Here is a 20,564-nt window from a genome sequence, read left to right on the forward strand (position 1 = left end):
TAAATTAAAAAAACTATTTTTTTAAATAATTTATATTTTATAAAATTAACTATTCAATAATTGAGAAATTAAAATGTTATGTTTTTTCTTTTGATGAAATAAACATAAATGTTCGGCAATAATAATAGTTTTCAGATCATTTATAGCTTTTTCAAAATTATCATTAATAATTAAATAATCATATTCTGAATAATGAGCCATCTCATCTACAGCTTTTTCCATTCTTTTTGAAATTACTATGTCACTATCTTGACCTCTTTCCCTTAATCTTTTATATAATACATCTTTAGATGGAGGTAATAAAAAAATACTTTTTACATTAGGTATTTTATATCTAATTTGATTAGCTCCTTGCCAATCAATATCAAGAAAAACATCTATTCCAGATAGTAACATTTTTTCAATAAATTCACGTGAAGTTCCATAGTAATTATTAAAAACTTTCGCATATTCTAAAAAAGACTTTTGTTCAATCATGACTCTAAATTCTTTTTTAGATATAAAATAATAATGCTTTCCATGAGATTCACCGGGTCTCATAATTCTAGTAGTATGAGATATAGAAACTTGAATATTACACAAACATTTAGTTTCTAATAATCCTTTAATTAAAGTTGATTTTCCTGTTCCGCTAGGTGCTGAAATAATAAAAAGAATACCTTGTGACATGATATTTTAAAAAGTATATTCTAAATTTTTAATAAGTGATTTTATAAATATAAAAAATATTATATAGATTATAAAATTTTTATAAAATAAAATATTTAAACAGTACTAAGATTGAATTAAAAAAATATTTTCAAATCCACTAACTCTAAAAATATTTTGAATATTTATAGATTGATTTAGCACTGCTTGTATCCAAATTTCGTCAGAAAAAACATGAACTATAGATAATAAAAAACCAATTCGAAACCATTTTGCTAATTCTTTTGTTTCGATAATTGAACCAATTTTAGGGTTAATTTCTCCTTTACTTGATAATAAATATAATCCATGTTTATTTAAATTTTTATAAAAAACACGAGTTATTATTTCTTGTCCATAATAACATCCTTTATTAAAGCTTATAGCTTGGAGTTGGACTAAATTAAGAGATTGAGGCAAAAATTTTTGAGACATGGTTTTTCCGATGATTGGATATCCTGCTTCAATATCGAGTGAAATCCACTGCTTACTATTGTTAAATAAAATTTTTTCATTAATTTTTTGTTTTAATAATAAAAAATTTTTTAAAGATAAAATTAATAAAAATCGTTCACATGGATTTAATAGACGAAGTATAGTTGTTTCATCCTTAGAAATAACCAAATTATTATTGTATTCTATATCTGAAAATTGATTTGATAAAAACAATTTACAATCTTTTCCAGATAATCCTAATAAAAAAACATTATCTAATTGATATATTTTAATTTTTAAAAAAATAGCATATTTTTTAAATTCTTGAATTTGTAAATCACATAAGCTTCTTCTTATAATACAAGCATAGCCTTTTCTATAATGTAATATCAACATAGTACTATATACTTTTCCATTTAAATTACAATAAGCACCGATTTTATATTGTTTTTTTCTTAGTTCATTCATATCAATTGTTAATTGATTTTGGAGAAATTTTTTACTATCCGAACCTTCTATATAAATAACAGTCCATTTTTCAAGAGAAATTAATGTTAAAGGTAATTGATTTGATTTATAAATAGTATTTTTTGGAAAACTAAATGATGACATTGTTTCTCCCAAACATAGGTAAAATATATTAAGCAAAAACAAATACATTTGTATAATTAAATATATAATAAAAAGTAAATTAACTATAAAGTTAAAAAATTTTTATAAATTATTATGTATAATAAATTTTTAGAAGAATAATAAAATTATGATAGATATTAATATAATTAGTAATCAAATTAAAACATTAAATCATCGAAAAAATGATTTGAAGAGGTATCTTTGACTACAACACAAAAAAATTAAGAATTTTAGAAATAAATTTAGAATTGTTAACACCTGAAACATGGAAAACAAAACAATCTATATATCAATTAAATAAAGAAAAAAACTCATTAAACATGATAGTTGAAAAAATTGAAAAAATTGAAAAAAAAATAGAAGAAACATCCATTTTTATAGAATTAGCTCAAGAAACAAAAGATTACACAATCATAAAAGATATTATTATAGAAATTGAAAAAATAGAAGAAAAAATTAAAAAACTTGAATTTTATCGCATGTTTTCTAAAAAACATGACAATTGTAATTGTTATATTGATATACAATCTGGATCTGGTGGAACAGAAGCGCAAGATTGGTCAAAAATATTATTAAAAATGTATTTAAAATGGTGCGATAAAAAAGGATTTAAAACCGAAATTATTGAAGAGTCTATCGGTGAAATAGTAGGCATTAAATCTGCTACAATTCAAGTATTTGGGGAATATGCTTTCGGATGGTTAAGAACTGAAACTGGAATTCATCGCCTTATTAGAAAAAGTCCATTTGATTCAGGAAATAGAAGACATACTTCATTTAGTTCAGTTTTTATATATCCAGATATAGAAGAAAAAATAAACATTGAAATTTCTTTATCTGATTTAAGAATAGATGTATATAGAGCTTCTGGTGCGGGCGGACAACATGTAAATAGAACAGAATCCGCAGTTCGAATTACTCATATTCCTACTAATCTTGTTACACAGTGTCAAAGCAATAGATCTCAACATAAAAATAAAGAACAAGCAATTAAACAAATGAAATCAAAATTATATGAATTGCAAATTCAAAAAAAACGAAAAGAACAAAAAAAAATAGAGAATAATAAATTAGATATCAGCTGGGGAAATCAAATACGTTCTTATATATTAGATCATTCAAAAATTAAAGATCTTAGAACTGGAATAGAAAAACATGATATTCAATCAATATTGAATGGTGATTTAGATGATTTTATTGAACAAAGTTTAATATTAGGATTATAGAGGTTAAAATGTTTAAAGAAAAAAATACACCTATAAATATGAGTAACGAAAATAAAATAAGAAAAGAAAAATTAGCAAATATGAAAAAAAATGGGTTTGATTTTCCAAATAATTTTAAAAAAACTATAAGTTCTATGAAAATTCATAAATTATATGGAAATAAAACAAATAATGAACTCAAAATACAAAATATCCAAATTTCTGTTGCTGGTCGTATGATACAAAGAAGGATTATGGGTAAAGCTTCTTTTTTTATACTTCAAGATATAGAAGGTAAAATACAAGTATATATAACAGAAAAATCAATTACATCTAAATTTTATTATGATAATTTTAAAAAATGGGATATTGGAGATATTTTAGGTGTACATGGTTATTTATTCAAAACGAAAACAAATGAATTATCTATTTATGCTCAAAAAATTATAATACTTACTAAATCTTTAAGAGCTTTACCTGATAAATTTCACGGTTTATCTAACCAAGAAAAACGTTATAGACAAAGATATTTAGATTTAATTAGTAACAATCAACTTTTTAAAATTTTTAAAAATCGAGCAAATATTATTCAATTAATTCGAAAATTTATGATAGAAAATCATTTTATAGAAGTAGAAACACCTATGTTACACAACATTCCTGGTGGTGCTTCTGCACGACCTTTTGAAACCTATCATAATGAAATTAGTAAAAAAATGTACTTACGAATAGCACCTGAACTATACTTAAAAAAATTAATTATTGGAGGATTTGAACGTATTTTCGAATTAAATCGAAATTTTAGAAATGAAGGCGTCTCTGCACGACATAATCCAGAATTTACTATGATGGAAGCATATGTTGCTTATTCTGATTATCAATATATGATGAAATTTACAGAAAAATTGTTAAAAAATATAATAAGTTGTCTATTTAATAGCAATATCATCCAGTATAAAACATATGATCTAAATTTTAAAAATTCATTTTCTCAGTTAACCATGAAAGAAGCTATTTTAAAATTTAATTCTAATATTTGTTTATCTGATTTAAAAAATTTAAAATCTCTACAAAAAATTGGAAATAATATTGGTATAGAAATAAATAAAGAGTGGAAAATCGGTAAAATAATTAACGAAATTTTTGAAAAAACAGTGGAAAAAAATTTAATACAACCAACGTTCATTACAGAATATCCAGTAGAAGTTTCTCCGCTAGCTAGACGTAATAATATTAATCCTGAATTTACTGATAGATTTGAATTATTTATTGCAGGATATGAAATAGGTAATGGATTTTCTGAGTTAAATGATGCAAAAGATCAAAAAAATAGATTTTTAGAACAAATAAATACGACAGAAAAAGAAAAAGATAAAAATATATTTTATGATTCAGATTATATAGAGGCACTAAAATATGGATTACCTCCTACTTCTGGATTGGGAATTGGAATTGATCGTTTAATTATGATATTAACTAATCAAAAAAGCATTAGAGAAGTAATTTTATTTCCAACTTTACGTCCATCTTTAAAATAAAAATCATATTTTTAAATATAATTTCATTATAAACTACACAGAATGGAATATAGAATGCTTAAATCAATTAATACAACTAAAAGTAATTTGAATCTTAAAAATATTAAATTACTCATTAAAAAATATCAATCTCCATTTTGGGTGTATGATGCAAACATCATTCGAAATAAAATTCGATTATTAGAAAAATTTGATATTATTAGATATGCTCAAAAAGCTTGTTCTAATACTCATATTTTACGACTAATGAGAAAAAATAATTTAAAAGTGGATGCTGTATCATTAGGAGAAATAGAACGAGCTTTATTGGCTGGTTTTAAAAAAAATAGTAATGAAATTATTTTCACTGCAGATTTATTCGATCAAGAAACATTATATAAAGTCATTGAATATAATATTCCAGTTAATGCCGGATCATTAGATATGTTAACACAATTAGGAGAAAACTCTCCAGGTCATCGTGTTTGGTTAAGAATTAATCCTAAATTTGGTTATGGACATAGTAAAAAAACAAATACTGGTGGGGAAAATAGTAAACACGGTATTTGGGATCCTAATCTAGCAATACCTATTATAAAAAGACATAAATTAAAACTAATTGGTTTACACATGCATATTGGTTCAGGTGTAAACTATAAACATTTAAAAAAAGTTTGTCAAGCTATGGTAGAAAGTGTAGTACAAATAAATGAAAAAATACAATTTATTTCAGCAGGTGGTGGACTTCCAATACCTTATCAATCCAATGAAAAACCTATTGATACAATTAAATATTATACTTTGTGGAATGAAGCAAGAAAAAAAATTTCAAAATTTTTAAATAAAAAAATTCAATTAGAAATTGAACCAGGTAGATTCTTAGTAGCAGAATCTGGGATATTAGTTGCTCAAGTCAGAGCCGTTAAAAAAATGGGTAATAAAAATTTTGTTCTTGTAGATGCTGGTTTCAATGATTTAATGAGACCTACGATGTATGGAAGTTATCATCATATATCTGTAATACCTAAAGATGATAGAAAAGTTGAAATTAATGAAACAATTGACACAGTAGTAGCAGGACCACTATGTGAATCAGGGGATATATTTACCCAAGAAGAAGGAGGAAATATACAAACCAGAAAATTACCACATATAAAAATAGAAGATTACTTAATTTTTCATGATACAGGCGCATATGGTTCATCAATGTCATCTAATTATAATACTAGACCACTTATTCAAGAAATATTAATAGAAAATGATGGTTTTAAAGTTATTAGAAGAAGACAAAAAATTAAAGAATTATTAAATTTAGAAGAGTAATTAAATATTAAAAAACTATTAATTGTAAAAGCGAATAAAAAAATATGTATATTCATTTCCCAAAATTTAATCCTATTATTTGTTCTATTGGTCCTTTCTCTGCACATTGGTATGGGTTTATGTATGTTATTAGCTTTATTTTTGCTATTATTTACGGGAAAAAATTAATAAAAAAAAAACAAAAAAATTCAAGTGGAATCATTTTTATATACTATTTTTTTAGGTTCTTGCATCGGTGGTAGAATAGGATATATAATTTTTTATAATTTCTCATATTTTTCACAACATATACTATGTTCATTTCATATTTGGGAAGGTGGAATGTCATTTCATGGAGGTTTAATAGGAGCAATTATTAGCATGTATTATATTTCTATAAAAAATAAAATCAATATGTTAATTGTTTCAGATTTTATAAGTCCTCTTATACCTTTTGGTTTAGGTGCGGGTAGATTAGGAAATTTAATTAATGGAGAATTATTCGGACGTTTTGCACCTAACTTTCCATATGCCTTTCTTTTTCCAAATACAAAAAATCAAGATTTAGCATTAGCATTTAAATATCCTCAATTACAACCAATTATAGAAAGATATGGAGCGCTACCTAGACATCCTTCTCAAATATACGAATTAATTTTAGAAGGTATTTTACTTTTTTTAATCATTTATTTATTTGATAAAAAAAATACACCAATAGGTATTACTAGTGGTGTTTTTTTAATTTTTTATGGGGTATTCAGAATTATTGCTGAAATATTTAGAGAACCTGATGCTCAAATTGGATATATTCAAAAATATTTTACAATGGGTCAAATACTATCAATTCCAATGATTATATTTGGCTTCATCATTATATTTTTTTCTTTTTATAAAAAAAATAAATTTTGAGAAGTTATGAAAAAATACTTACAATTAATACAAAAAGTAATTAAACATGGAAAACCTAAAAAAGACAGAACTGGTACAGGAACATTATCTATTTTTGGACATCAAATAAGATTTAATTTAAAAAAAGGTTTTCCTCTTGTCACTACCAAAAAATGTTATATACCAGCTATTATTCACGAACTTTTGTGGTTTCTTCAAGGAGAAACCAATATTAAATATCTTAATGAAAATAAAATATTTATTTGGGATAATTGGGCAGATAAATTTGGAAATTTAGGACCTATTTATGGCAAACAATGGAGAAGCTGGAATGCATCAGATGGTAAAAAAATTGATCAAATGAAAAATATAATAAATCAACTAAAACAAGATCCAGATTCTCGTAGAATATTAGTATCTAGTTGGAATGTTGGAGAGTTGAATGAAATGTCCTTACCTCCTTGTCATCTATTATTTCAGTTTTATGTCTTTAAAAATCGATTAAGTTGTCAATTATATCAACGTTCTTGTGATGTTTTTCTCGGATTGCCATTTAATATAGCAAGTTATGCAATTCTTATACATATGATAGCACAACAATGTAATTTTGAAGTAGATGAATTTATCTGGACAGGTGGTGATATTCATTTATATACAAATCATATTAAATTAGCAAACAAACAACTTCTTAGAAGTCCTCGTAAATTACCAAAATTAATAATATCAAATAAACCTAATTCTTTATTTAATTATTCTTTTGAAGATTTTAAAATTATTAATTATAATCCATATCCTTCAATTCACGGAAAAATATCTATATAAAATTTTTTAAAAAATTAGTTTTTCTATTTAAATCAAATATTATTTGAATAATAACTAGGATTAATACAATTAAACAAATGAAACAAACATACATTAAAACTTGGGGCTGTCAAATGAATGAGTATGATTCATCAATGATAGCAAAATATTTAGAAAAAACAGGACAGTATTCAATGACTACAAATTCTGAAAAAGCAGATATTTTAGTATTGAATACTTGTTCAATTAGAGAAAAAGCTCAAGAAAAAGTTTTTCATCAATTAGGTAGATGGAAAAAATTAAAAAATAAAAATCCTAATGTTATAATTGCTGTAGGCGGCTGTGTTGCAACACAAGAGGGTGAAGAAATCTTTAAAAGATCTAAACATGTAGATATTATATTTGGCACTCAAAGTTTACATAAATTGCCTAAAATGATTTCTGAAATAGAAAAAAAACGTAAATTTTTAATTGATATTAGCTTCCCAGAATTAGATAAATTCAATTGTTCTTTGCCAGTTCAGAAAAAAGGATATACAGCATCTGTTTCAATAATGGAAGGATGTAATAAATACTGTACATTTTGTATAGTTCCATACACAAGAGGTAAAGAAATTAGTAGGCCATCTGATGATATTTTATTTGAAATTTCAAATTTAGCTGAAAATGGTATTAGGGAAGTAAATTTATTAGGTCAAAATGTAAACGCATATCAAGGACCAACTTTTAATGGAAAAACTTGTTTTTTTTCTGAATTATTAAGATTAATTTCAGAAATCGATGGTATTGATAGAATTCGTTTTACTACAAGTAATCCACTTGAATTTACTGACGATATTATTGAAGTATATAAAGATACCCCTAAATTAGTTAGTTTTTTACATCTGCCTGTACAAAGTGGATCTAATAAAATATTAAAATTAATGAAACGATCATATACTACAGAAAAATATGAAAAAATTATTGAAAAACTTATTGAAGCACGTCCAAATATTCAAATTAGTTCTGATTTTATTGTAGGTTTTCCAGGTGAATCAAAAGAGGATTTTCAACAAACTATAAATTTTATAAAAAAAATAAATTTTGATATGAGCTATAGTTTTATATATTCAAGTAGACCAGGAACCCCCGCTTCAGAAATGAAAGATGAAATTAATCTTAAAGAAAAAAAAGAACGTTTATATATATTGCAAAATTATATTAATAAACAAACGATGTCTTGGAGTAGAAGAATGTTAGGAAGTATACAATCCGTTTTAGTAGAAGGTATATCAAAAAACAACCCTATGGAGCTTTATGGAAAAACAGAAAATAATAGAATTGTAAATTTTTATGGATCATCAAAAATAATTGGAAAATTTGCACAAGTTAAAATCAATAAAGTACATACTCATAATTTAAAAGGTACATTATTATAAAAAATATGAATATAAAAGATTGCTTTATTTTAAACATACAAATAAATTGCAATAATAAAGAAAAAATACCATCAAAAAACATGTTTAAGAAATGGATAGGAAGAGTTTTAAATAAAAAAAAACACTAAAATTATTACAATTAGAATTGTAGATGAAACAGAAATAAAAAATTTAAATTTAAAGTACAGAGGAAAAAATTATTCAACAAATATTTTATCATTTAAATCAAATATTTTTATAGAAAAAAATATAAAATTATTAGGGGATTTAGTTTTATGTAAGAAAATTATAGAAAAAGAATCTATAAAATATAATAAAACATTAGAATCTCGTTGGGCACATATGATTATACATGGAACACTTCATTTAATAGGATATGATCATAAAAATTTTATTGAACAAAAAATTATGGAGAACATAGAAAATAACATCATGCTATCTCTAAATTATAGAGAACCATATTTTTTTAAAAACTAACAATTATTCATAAAATTATTTTAACCTAAGATTTTATAACATAGAATAATAAAATATATTTTAACAAAGATAACTAATATTATGAGTGATAAAGATGCGAAAAGTTCAGAAAAAATTAACAAAAAAGGTTTTTTTTCTATTTTATTAAATCATATTTTTCATGATGAACCTAAAAATAGAGAAGAATTGCTCGCATTAATTCGAGATTCAGAACAAAATGAACTTATTGATCAAGATACATGTGATATGTTAGAAGGTGTGATACAAATAGCCAAGAAAAAAATCAAAGAAATAATGATACCTAGAACACAAATGATAACATTAAAATTAAATTATAATTTAAATAAATGTCTTGATATTATTTTAGAATCTGCACATTCACGATTTCCGGTAATGAATAGTGATAAAAATTATGTAGAAGGATTTTTAATTGCTAAAGATTTACTACCTTTTATGAAAAACTCAAACAAAAATTTTCATATAAAAAACATCTTAAGACCTGCTGTTGTTGTTCCTGAAAGTAAATATGTAGATAGAATGTTAAAAGATTTTCGTTTAAAAAGAACACATATGGCAATAGTAATAAATGAATTTGGAGCTGTTTCGGGATTAGTAACTATAGAAGATATACTTGAACTAATAGTTGGTGAAATTGAAGATGAATATGATGAAGAAGAACAAATAAATATCCGAAAATTACAAGAACATGTATTTTCTATTAGAGCTCTAACAGAAATAAGAGAGTTCAACGATTTTTTTAAAACTTGTTTCTGTGATGAAGAAGTAGATACTATTGGAGGATTGGTGATGAAAGAATTCGGACATCTACCAACTCGTGGAGAACATATTAATATTAATGGATATAATTTTAAAATATCTTCAGCAGATAGTAGAAAAATTATACAAATACATGTAACTATTCCAGAAAATAAAATTATAGAAAAAATATAAAAAATAAAAATATTTTTTAAAAAATGTATTTATGTTTTTATGAAATAAAATATTTAAAATTTTTATTTATTTTTAAAAAAATTAAAAATTATTATAGAGAAAACTATGGAACAAGAGTATTGTCCAAAAGATATTGAAAAATATGTACAAACATATTGGGAAAATAATAAAACCTTTCATGTTTATGAAGATGAATTAAAAGAAAAATATTATTGTCTTCCAATGCTCCCATATCCTTCTGGAAAACTACATATGGGTCATGTTAGAAATTATACTATAAGCGACGTAATTGCAAGATATCAAAGAATGTTGGGGAAAAATGTTTTACAACCTATAGGTTGGGATGCCTTTGGATTGCCTGCAGAGGAAGCAGCTATTAAAAATAATATAACACCATCATGTTGGACATATAAAAATATAAAATACATGAAAAAACAACTTAAATCACTAGGATTTAGTTATGATTGGAGCAGGGAAATAACCACATGTGAACCAGAATATTATAAATGGGAACAATGGTTTTTTATACAATTATATAAAAAAAAATTAGTTTATAAAAAAAATAGTTTAGTTAACTGGTGTCCACATGATAAAACTGTATTAGCTAATGAACAAGTAATAAATGGATGTTGTTGGAGATGTCAAAGTACTGTAATAAAGAAAAAAATACCACAATGGTTTCTAAAAATTAGAAACTATGCTGAATGTTTACATAATGATTTAAATCAATTAAAAAATTGGCCTGAAAAAGTTAAAAATATGCAAAAAAATTGGATTGGAAGATCAGAAGGATTTGAAATATCTTTTAATATTAAAAATAGTAATAAAAAAATAAAAATATTTACTACTAGACTAGATACAATAATGGGAGTCACATATATTGCTATATCTCCACTTCATCAATTTTCTGTATCTCTTTCAAAAAAAAATAAAATATTAAAAGAATTTATTCAACAACAAAATTATGAAAATTGTTCTATAGAAGAAATTGAAAAAATAAAATTTAATGGAATAAATACTAACATATTTGTTAATCATCCTATCACAAAAAAAAGCATACCGATCTGGATAGCAAATTTTGTAATAAACGACTATGGAACAGGAGTAGTTATGTCAGTCCCTGGACATAATGAAAATGATTGGATTTTTGCTACAAAACATAATTTAAAAATAAAATATGTGATTCATCCATTTAATATAGAAAATATGAATTTAGTTAAAAAAAATTTTTTATCTGAAAAAGGAATATTAATGAACTCTGGAGAGTTTAATAAACTTGATTATTACAATGCTACTAAAGAAATAAAAAAAAAACTATCAGAACAAAATAATATAAAAATTAAAATTATTTATAAATTAAAAGATTGGTGTATATCTAGACAACGTTATTGGGGTACACCCATTCCTATGGCGACAACAAAAAATGGAGAAATTGTACCAATACCAGAGAAAGATTTACCTGTATTATTACCAGAAATAAATAATTATTTAGATCTATTCAAAAAACCCTTAAAAAAACAATCTAATTGGTCTAACACTGAAATTAACAATCAATCTGCTAACCGAGAAATAGACACATTTGACACATTTATGGAATCTTCTTGGTATTATGCAAGATATACTTGTCCTAATTTTAAAAAAGGTATGATTAATCCTATAACATCAAAATATTGGTTACCTGTTGATCAATATATTGGAGGAATAGAACATGCTATTATGCATTTAATGTATTTTAGATTTTATCATAAACTACTACGAGATTTTAAATTACTACAATTTGATGAACCAGTAAAAAACTTAATATGCCAAGGAATGGTTTTATCAGAAGCATTTTATCAAATTGGAAAAGACAATAAACGAAATTGGATTAGTAAATCTAATGTATATATTGAGAAAAATAATCGAGGAGAAATTGTTAAAGCATATGATAAAAAAGGTAAAAAAGTTACATATGCAGGAATGATTAAAATGTCTAAATCTAAAAATAATGGAATTGAACCAGAACTAATAATTAATGAATATGGAGCTGATACTATTCGATTATTTATTATGTTTGCTGCCCCTATAGAATCATCATTAGAGTGGAATGAATCTGGATTAAAAGGAATTTACCGGTTTTTGAAAAAATTGTGGAAATTATCTTTTAGTTATATTCAAATACAACATAAATATAAAAATATAGATTTAAATCTTTTAAACAAAAAACAACGAACAATGTATCATTTATTACATAAAACAATTGCTAAAGTTTCTGATGATATTGGCCGTAGAAAATCTTTTAATACCGCTATTTCTGAAATTATGAAATTAGTGAATATTCTTGTAAATTTTAAATTAGAAAATGAAGAAGATAAATGTATTATGAAAGATTCATTAATATCAATTATCAAAATGCTTTATCCATTTACACCACACTTCTCTTTTATATTATGGAAATATTTAAATAAAAACTGTTTCATAGATAATGAGAAATGGCCTGTTTTTGAAAAAAAATTTTTACTAAAAATAAATAATATATTAATTGTTCAAATTAATGGCAAAAAAAAATGTATCATAGAAATTCCAAATAATTTAACAAAAGAAGAAATTTTATCTTATGTTAAAAACAGCACGCTATTACAAAAAAAATTAAACAATGAAAATATACATAAAATTATTTATATTCCTAATAAAATAATTAATTTTATCATATAAAACATTTAAAAATGGTATTTTTATTCATATGAAATTTATATATACAGAAGAACTAAAAAAAAAATAATTGAAAAATTAAATTTTTTTTATATCCTTTTAGGAGAAGATTTAATATTATTAAATAAAAATAAAAAAATAATATTAAACTTTGCTAAAAAACAAGGTTTTATAGAAATTTACATGATTAATATTGAAAAAAGCACAGATTGGAATAGAGTAATTAATTTTTATCATTCAAATAATTTATTTTTTCAAAAAAAAGTTTTAATTATAAATTTAATTTTAAAACAATCAAATTTTTTATTAGTAAAAAATATAAAAAAAATATTTTTTTTAAAAAATTTAGATATATTAACAATATTTCAAATTAATCAGTTATCTAATCATTTTAAAAATTACTTATTAAATGAAAAAAATATATTAAAAATTGATATTATATGGTGTTTTACACCATATGATGTAAATTTTAAATACTGGTTAAAATGTGAAATAAAAGAAAAAAAAATAAAAATGACCCAAAATGCTTTTTTATTATTGTATAAATATTACGAAGGAAATACTCTTTTTGTAAACCATGTATTAAATATGATAATACTTATATGGAATAATAAAAATATTACATCAGAAAACATAAAAAAAATTATCTATAAATTTGCTATTTTTGATCCTTTAGATTGGATCAATAAAATTTTTCAAAATAATATGAAAAAAGCTTTATATATATTAGATGCTTTTCAAAAACAAAAATACAACCCTCTTGTTTTAATACGATTATTACAAAAAGATTTATTAATATTATTGAATATGAAACGTCAAAAAGAATTACATACAAATGTATTCTTTAAGCAAAAAAATGTTTCTTTAAATAGAATTAAATTTTTTAATTACGCAATTAAATCAATTAATTTTAATAATTTCTTAAAAGTCATCAGAATTTTATTACAAATGGAAATAAAAATTAAAATAGAATATAATTCTGATGTTTGGATCGATCTAAAAACAATAACATTGTTATTATCTTCAAAAATATAAAAAGACAAAAATACAATAAAAAAATGAAAGAAATATATGCAATCTTCGGAGGTAATTTTGATCCAATTCATTATGGACATATTATCTCTGCAGAAAAATTAGCGAAAGAAATTTCAATAAAAAAAATAATATTACTACCTAATCAAAATCCTCCTCATAGACCTAAAACTAAAACATCTTTAAAACATAAAATAAAAATGATTAAATATGCAATTAAAGGTAATAATTTATTCGAAATAAGTTTATTAGAAACAAAAAAAAAATTTTCTATACTATAGAAACATTAAAAAAAATCAGATTAAAAATTGGTTTTTTAAAACCGCTCTGTTTTATAATAGGAGAAGACAATTTAAATAATTTTAATCTTTGGAAAAATTGGAAAGAAATATTATTATATGCTCATTTATTAATTCTACCAAGAATCAGCATTAAAACAAATAACATTGAATTAAAAAAATGGATTACATTACATACTATCAAAAATAAAGATTGTCTGCGTCAAAAACCATTTGGATTTATTTTTTTTTCATCTATACCTATTATAAAAATTTCTTCTACACAAATTAGACAAAATTTTATTAATGATAAAACTTCACACAAGTTATTACCAATAGAAGTAGAAAAATATATTTTATTAAAAAAATTATATTAAAATCTAAACTATTTTTAATAACATGAAAACATTCCATTTATATAATATGAAAAAAATAAACATAATGTTAAATTTAATTGGACTTAGATGTCCAGAACCAATTATGATCATTCGAAAAAACATTAGAAAAATAAAAAAAAATGAAACTATTTTAGTTTTATCAGACGATCCATCTACTAAAAGAGATATTCCACATTTTTGTAATTTTATGGAACATCAACTGATCGAGTGTTTAACTAGTATTAAACCTTATCGTTATCTATTAAAAAAAGGGATTTATTAAAATATTATACAATTAATTAAAACTAGTATTTTAAAAAATAAAAAAATTTTAATATACACACCATGTGTGTATATTAAATAAATATTTGATAAAATGTTAAAAAAATAATTTAAATATTAATTAATAAATTCAACATCCTTCTTAGAGGTTCTGCAGCACCCCATAACAACTGATCTCCAACAGTAAAAGCTGAAAAATATTTATTACCCATACTAAGTTTTCTCAATCTTCCTACTGGTATTCTTAATGTACCACTTATTGCAGATGGAGTTAATTTACATATTGTTTCTTCCATATTATTTGGAACAAAATCAACCCATTTATTATGATTAATTAATATTTCTTCTATATTTTTTTTTGAAAGATTTTTATTTAATTTTATAAAAAATGATTGACTATGACATCTTATTGAGCTTATTCGAACACATGTTCCATCTATTATTATTTTATTTTCTGATCCTAATATTTTATTTGTTTCAAATTGTCCTTTCCATTCTTCTCGACTTTGACCATTTCCCATATCAACATCTATCCAAGGTATTAAACTTCCAGCTAATGGTACAGAAAAATGTTTTAATGGAAAATTATTATTTTGGATTTGAGTTATAACTTTTTTTTCAAGATCTAAAATTGAAGAAAGATTATTTGATAAATCATTACATACAATATTATATATTGCACCCATTTGTTTTAATAATTCAATTACATATTTAGCACCTGCACCTGATGCTGCCTGATAAGTAGAAACAGAAATCCATTCTATTAAATTTTGTTCAAATAATCCTCCTAAGGCCATTAACATCAAACTTACAGTGCAATTACTTCCTACAAAAGTTTTAATTCCACTATCTAAAGCATTTTGTATAACTTTTAAATTGATGGGATCTAAGACAATAACAGAATCATTGTTCATTCTTAAAGTTGAAGCAGCATCTATCCAATAACCTTTCCAATTATTTTTACGTATTTTAGGATAAATAGAATCAGTATAAGATCCTCCTTGACATGTAATAATAATATCCATTTCTTGCAATAAATTTAAATTGTAAGCGTCTTTTAAATCTTTAAATAATGTATTATTTATAATAGGACCATTTTGACCAGATTGAGAGGTTGAAAAAAAATGAGGAATAATATTTGAAAAATCATTTTCTTTTATCATTCGATTTAATAAAACTGAACCTACCATACCACGCCATCCAACAAAACCTACAGATTTCATCATTAATAAATATACGGAGTTTTTACAAAAGATAATTTTATTTTATAAAATTAAAAAAATTTCAGCAAAAACTTTCCGACCTCCAAATAAACATAATTATTGTATAAATTTTATGAAAAATAGTTTTTTTAAAAATATCAAATTTTATTAAAAATTTTAATATACTATAAAATTATAAAATTTTCTTAAAAACAACATTTTTATATAAATTAAAGAAATAATATTAAAAATTTATATAGTGTAAAAAATTCATAATATTTTATATATATGTTATATAGTTAAAAAATATATCTTTTTACAAGGACATAATAAATTAAAATGACTGAAATAATCTCTACAACTATATTATTAATTTTAATAATGGATCCTTTAGGTAATCTGCCTGTTTTTATGACGATATTAAAAAATTTAAATGCAAAAAGAAGAAGAATAGTAGTTATACGAGAAATGATTATAGCTTTAATTGTTATGCTATTATTTTTATTCCTTGGAGAAAAAATACTGAATATTCTTAATTTAAAAACTGAAACAGTATCTATATCTGGTGGAATAATTTTATTTTTAATCGCTATTAAAATGATTTTCCCATCGGAAGATAATAATGGAATATCTTCAAATGAAGAACCTTTCTTAGTTCCACTAGCAATTCCATTAGTTGCAGGACCATCTTTATTAGCCACATTAATGTTATTGTCACATCAATATTTACATCATATGTCATATTTAGTAGGATCTTTACTAATAGCATGGTGTTTTACTATTATAGTACTATTATTATCAGGTTTTTTTTTAAAATTGTTTGGTTCTAAAGGTGTAAATGCTTTAGAACGATTGATGGGTCTAATATTAATTATGCTTGCGACTCAAATGTTTCTAGACGGAATTAGAACATGGTTCCAAAATTAATGTATTTATTCTTGCACTTAATTTTTTAAAAAAATAAATTATTATAAAATTTTATATCACCTGTTATTATAAATAACTGATAACAGGTCTAAAAAAATTTTAAAATTATAAAAAAATATACAGGTATTCTATGAAAATTAAAAATGTAAACGAGATAGATATAACAGGAAAAAAAGTATTAATAAGATGTGACTTAAACGTACCAATTAAAAATGGAATTATTCAATCTGATGCTAGAATATTAGCATCTCTTCCTACAATTGAATTAGCACTTCGGAAAAAAGCAAAAGTTATTATTATGTCTCATTTAGGAAGACCAAAAAATGAATGTTACGAAAAAAAATATTCATTACTTCCTATATTTGAATATTTTAAAAAAAAAATAAATTATACTAAAGTATATTTTTCTAACGATTTTTCAAATATTCTTCCGATTAAAACAGGTGAATTATTAATTTTAGAAAATGTTCGTTTTAATTCAGGGGAGTTAAAAAACGATGAAATTTTGTCTAAAAAATATTCTAATTTATGTGATATTTTTATTATGGATGCTTTTGGTAGCGCACATAGAAAACAAGCATCAACATATGGAATTGGGAAATTTGTAAATATTGCATGTGCTGGTCTCCTTTTCATGTCTGAAATTAATAATCTTAAAAAAGCACTAAAAAATCCAAAACGTCCTATGGTATCTATAGTAGGAGGAGCTAAAGTTTCCACTAAATTTAATATATTAAATAAATTGTGCAATATTTCAGATACTGTAGTAGTAGGTGGTGGAATCGCAAATACTTTTTTAGCAATTAATTATAATATTGGTAAATCATTACATGAACCAACATTTATATCAAAAGCAAAAACATTAATTAATAAATATAATAATATTATTATACCAATTGATTCACGTATAGGAAAAAATTTTTCTCAAAATGAACCATCTATAATTAAACTACCATCAAAAATTCAAAAAAATGAAGAAATTATGGATTTTGGCGATGAATCTATAAAAAAAGTCGTTAAAATAATTGAAAAAGCAAAAACAATAATCTGGAATGGTCCTGTAGGAGTATTTGAATTTCCTAATTTTAGAAAAGGAACAGAAACAATTGCTAAAGCAATAGCAAATAATACATCTTTCTCAATAGCTGGTGGGGGTGATACACTATCTGTTATTGATATGTTTTCTATTAAAAATAAAATTTCTTATATTTCAACAGGTGGTGGTGCATTTCTAGAGTTTATTGAAGGTAAAAAATTACCTGCAATACACATGTTAGAAAAACATTTTTCTCATTAAGTACTAAAAAATATCTTTTAATTAAATAAAATTTAAATAGGAAATAATTTGAATAATTTAAACTCCATCAAACCTGGTGTTGTAACCGGTGATGAATGCCAAATGATATTTGAATTAGCTAAAAAAAAACAATTTGCAATACCAGCAGTAAATTGTATAGGTACTGATTCAATAAATAGCGTATTACAAACAGCTTACAAAATACAATCTCCTGTTATTATACAATTTTCTTATGGAGGATCTTATTTTATTGCAGGTGGTAAAAAAATATTTAAAAAAGATTATGAACAGGCTATTAAAGGAGCTATATCAGGAGCCCAACATGTACATTTAATGGCAAAGCACTATAAAATTCCAGTAATACTGCATACTGATCATTGTCATAAAGAAATATTACCATGGATCGACGGTTTAATTAAAGAAGGAGAAGAATATTATAAAATTTATAAAAAACCTCTTTTTACATCTCATATGATTGATTTATCTAAAGAATCAATAAAAGAAAATATTTTAATTTGTAGCTCATATTTTAAAAAAATCAAAAAAATTAATATGATGTTAGAAATTGAATTAGGATGTACAGGAGGAGAAGAAGATGGCATAGATAATAATAATATAAAAAAAGAATTGCTTTATACAGAACCTAAAGATGTTAACTACGCATATGAAAAATTAATCAAGATTAGTAAAAATTTCACTATAGCAGCTGCATTCGGAAATGTACATGGAGTATATAAAACTGGGAATGTTAATTTAAAACCCAATATTCTAAAAAAATCACAAAAATATATTAGCATTAAACATAATTTAGAAAAATTACCATTAAACTTTGTATTTCACGGTGGATCAGGTTCAGATTTAAAAGAAATCCAAAAATCTATTAAATATGGCGTAGTTAAAATGAATATTGATACAGATGTACAATGGGCTGCTTGGAAAGGTGTATTAGATTTTTATAAAAAAAACAAAGATTTTTTACAAAACCAACTAGGCAATAAAGAAGGAAAAAATCAACCTAATAAAAAATATTACGATCCAAGAACATGGATAAGAAAATCTCAAGAATCAATATCTATAAGATTAGAAAAAACATTCCAACAATTAAATGCTTTAAATATTTTAAAATTATAATAAATACTTTATATTATAATCCGGGGAATAAATAAAAATATTCTCCGAAAAAATTAAACAATAATTATATATTATAAAAAATATATTTTACATAATTTAGATGTTTTTAAATTACATACTTACTTTTTAAATTATATATAAAAAAGAGATTAAAATGGATGAACTAAATGTAGTAAGTGATATTAATCATGCAGGTAATTGGTTGATACGAAATCAAGAGCTATTATTTGGATATATCATTAATTTAACATCATCAATTGTTATTTTAATTACAGGTATGTTTGCAGCAAAAATAATATCTAATGGTGTTAATAAAATACTAATTACTCGACGTATCGATGCGACTATCGCAGGTTTTCTTTCTGCGTTAATGAGATATATTATTATTACTTTTACATTAATTGCCTCACTAGGAAGAATAGGGGTTCAAACTACTTCTGTGATTGCTATATTAGGCGCTGCAGGAATGGCTATCGGATTGGCTTTACAAGGTTCTTTGTCTAATTTTGCAGCTGGTGTATTATTAGTAACACTAAGACCTTTAAAAACAGGAGAATATGTTAATTTAGGTAGTGTAGCAGGAACAGTTTTAAATATTCATATTTTTTATACAACTTTACGTACTTTAGATGGTAAAATTGTAGTTGTTCCAAATAACAAAATAATTTCTGGAAATATTATTAATTATTCAAGAGAACCAGCTAGAAGAAATGAGTTTTGTATTAGTGTTTCATATAATACAGATATTGACTTAGTTATAAAAGTTTTAAGACAAGTGATAGAAAAAGAAGATAGAGTTATAAAAGATAGAGATATTATAATTGGTTTAAGTGAATTAGCACCATCTTCTTTAAATTTTATCGTTAGATGTTGGAGTAATACCGATGAATTAAACTCAGTATACTGGGACTTAATGTCAGAATTTAAAAAAGCATTAGATAAAAATAATATTAATATTCCTTATCCACAAATAGACGTACATCTTTATAAAAAAAATAAACATTAATTTAAAAAATTTATAATTTTAAAAAAG

17 protein-coding genes and 2 pseudogenes are annotated in these 20,564 nt (G+C 23.5%); 16 read left to right on the plus strand and 3 right to left on the minus strand.

Annotated features, from left to right (window positions below; all coding sequences use genetic code 11):
* Positions 1 to 45: 45 nt before the first annotated feature.
* Together gmk and ygfZ are read right to left on the minus strand one after the other, a co-directional pair.
* Positions 46 to 669: a guanylate kinase gene (gmk, locus tag D9V64_RS02210; protein WP_158366878.1), complete on the minus strand. Its 624-nt coding sequence runs from the start codon at positions 667 to 669 to the stop codon at positions 46 to 48.
* Between the two features lie 105 nt (positions 670 to 774).
* The gene (gene ygfZ / locus D9V64_RS02215) at positions 775 to 1,734 is read right to left on the minus strand and encodes a tRNA-modifying protein YgfZ (protein ID WP_158366880.1); all 960 of its coding nucleotides are present in this window, start codon (positions 1,732 to 1,734) and stop codon (positions 775 to 777) included.
* A 148-nt stretch (positions 1,735 to 1,882) separates the two neighbouring features.
* Here ygfZ and prfB point away from each other — a divergent pair.
* The 12 genes and pseudogenes from prfB (at position 1,883) to tusA (ending at position 14,975) form a co-directional block, all read left to right on the plus strand.
* A protein-coding gene (gene prfB / locus D9V64_RS02220; RefSeq protein ID WP_187308561.1) for a peptide chain release factor 2 occupies positions 1,883 to 2,981 on the plus strand; the annotation gives its coding sequence in 2 pieces (ribosomal slippage) (positions 1,883 to 1,957 and positions 1,959 to 2,981; 1,098 coding nt in all).
* 8 nt (positions 2,982 to 2,989) lie between these two features.
* Positions 2,990 to 4,498: a lysine--tRNA ligase gene (gene lysS, locus D9V64_RS02225; protein ID WP_158366882.1), complete on the plus strand. Its 1,509-nt coding sequence runs from the start codon at positions 2,990 to 2,992 to the stop codon at positions 4,496 to 4,498.
* A gap of 54 nt (positions 4,499 to 4,552) precedes the next feature.
* Positions 4,553 to 5,800 (plus strand): diaminopimelate decarboxylase, encoded by a 1,248-nt coding sequence (gene lysA, locus D9V64_RS02230; protein WP_158366884.1) that lies wholly within the window; start codon positions 4,553 to 4,555, stop codon positions 5,798 to 5,800.
* Positions 5,801 to 5,844: 44 nt separating this feature from the next.
* Positions 5,845 to 6,688, plus strand: a pseudogene (lgt, locus tag D9V64_RS02235) (prolipoprotein diacylglyceryl transferase).
* Positions 6,689 to 6,694: 6 nt separating this feature from the next.
* Entirely contained in the window at positions 6,695 to 7,489 is a 795-nt protein-coding gene (gene thyA / locus D9V64_RS02240; RefSeq protein ID WP_158366886.1) for a thymidylate synthase, read from the plus strand.
* A 77-nt stretch (positions 7,490 to 7,566) separates the two neighbouring features.
* Positions 7,567 to 8,886, plus strand: a complete 1,320-nt coding sequence (gene miaB / locus D9V64_RS02245; RefSeq protein WP_158366888.1) for a tRNA (N6-isopentenyl adenosine(37)-C2)-methylthiotransferase MiaB — start codon at positions 7,567 to 7,569, stop codon at positions 8,884 to 8,886.
* A gap of 162 nt (positions 8,887 to 9,048) precedes the next feature.
* Positions 9,049 to 9,363 (plus strand): rRNA maturation RNase YbeY, encoded by a 315-nt coding sequence (ybeY, locus tag D9V64_RS02250; RefSeq protein WP_261979810.1) that lies wholly within the window; start codon positions 9,049 to 9,051, stop codon positions 9,361 to 9,363.
* Between the two features lie 81 nt (positions 9,364 to 9,444).
* Positions 9,445 to 10,314 carry a CNNM family magnesium/cobalt transport protein CorC gene (corC, locus tag D9V64_RS02255; protein WP_158366892.1) on the plus strand — a complete coding sequence of 290 codons (870 nt, stop codon included), beginning with the start codon at positions 9,445 to 9,447 and terminating at the stop codon, positions 10,312 to 10,314.
* Positions 10,315 to 10,419: 105 nt separating this feature from the next.
* Positions 10,420 to 13,008, plus strand: a complete 2,589-nt coding sequence (gene leuS, locus D9V64_RS02260) for a leucine--tRNA ligase (RefSeq protein WP_158366894.1) — start codon at positions 10,420 to 10,422, stop codon at positions 13,006 to 13,008.
* 138 nt (positions 13,009 to 13,146) lie between these two features.
* On the plus strand, positions 13,147 to 14,040 hold the full coding sequence (holA, locus tag D9V64_RS02265) for a DNA polymerase III subunit delta (RefSeq protein ID WP_261979811.1): 894 nt from the start codon (positions 13,147 to 13,149) through the stop codon (positions 14,038 to 14,040).
* Positions 14,041 to 14,063: 23 nt separating this feature from the next.
* Positions 14,064 to 14,692: pseudogene (gene nadD / locus D9V64_RS02270) on the plus strand (nicotinate-nucleotide adenylyltransferase).
* A 46-nt stretch (positions 14,693 to 14,738) separates the two neighbouring features.
* Entirely contained in the window at positions 14,739 to 14,975 is a 237-nt protein-coding gene (gene tusA / locus D9V64_RS02275; RefSeq protein ID WP_158366896.1) for a sulfurtransferase TusA, read from the plus strand.
* Between the two features lie 109 nt (positions 14,976 to 15,084).
* Here tusA and asd read toward each other — a convergent pair whose 3' ends face one another.
* Positions 15,085 to 16,197, minus strand: a complete 1,113-nt coding sequence (gene asd / locus D9V64_RS02280) for an aspartate-semialdehyde dehydrogenase (RefSeq protein ID WP_222836970.1) — start codon at positions 16,195 to 16,197, stop codon at positions 15,085 to 15,087.
* A 318-nt stretch (positions 16,198 to 16,515) separates the two neighbouring features.
* On the opposite strand from asd, the gene D9V64_RS02285 reads away from it, so the two are divergent.
* The 4 genes from D9V64_RS02285 to mscS all read left to right on the plus strand — a co-directional run bounded on the left by D9V64_RS02285 (position 16,516) and on the right by mscS (position 20,537).
* Entirely contained in the window at positions 16,516 to 17,103 is a 588-nt protein-coding gene (locus D9V64_RS02285; protein WP_158366900.1) for a YhgN family NAAT transporter, read from the plus strand.
* Positions 17,104 to 17,233: 130 nt separating this feature from the next.
* The gene (locus D9V64_RS02290) at positions 17,234 to 18,400 is read left to right on the plus strand and encodes a phosphoglycerate kinase (RefSeq protein ID WP_158366902.1); all 1,167 of its coding nucleotides are present in this window, start codon (positions 17,234 to 17,236) and stop codon (positions 18,398 to 18,400) included.
* A gap of 48 nt (positions 18,401 to 18,448) precedes the next feature.
* Positions 18,449 to 19,531: a class II fructose-bisphosphate aldolase gene (gene fbaA / locus D9V64_RS02295; RefSeq protein ID WP_158366904.1), complete on the plus strand. Its 1,083-nt coding sequence runs from the start codon at positions 18,449 to 18,451 to the stop codon at positions 19,529 to 19,531.
* A gap of 154 nt (positions 19,532 to 19,685) precedes the next feature.
* Positions 19,686 to 20,537 (plus strand): small-conductance mechanosensitive channel MscS, encoded by an 852-nt coding sequence (gene mscS, locus D9V64_RS02300; RefSeq protein WP_158366906.1) that lies wholly within the window; start codon positions 19,686 to 19,688, stop codon positions 20,535 to 20,537.
* Positions 20,538 to 20,564 lie beyond the last annotated feature (27 nt).

The organism is Buchnera aphidicola (Aphis nerii) (genome assembly GCF_005083105.1).
Classification (GTDB): Bacteria; Pseudomonadota; Gammaproteobacteria; order Enterobacterales; family Enterobacteriaceae; genus Buchnera; species Buchnera aphidicola_AS.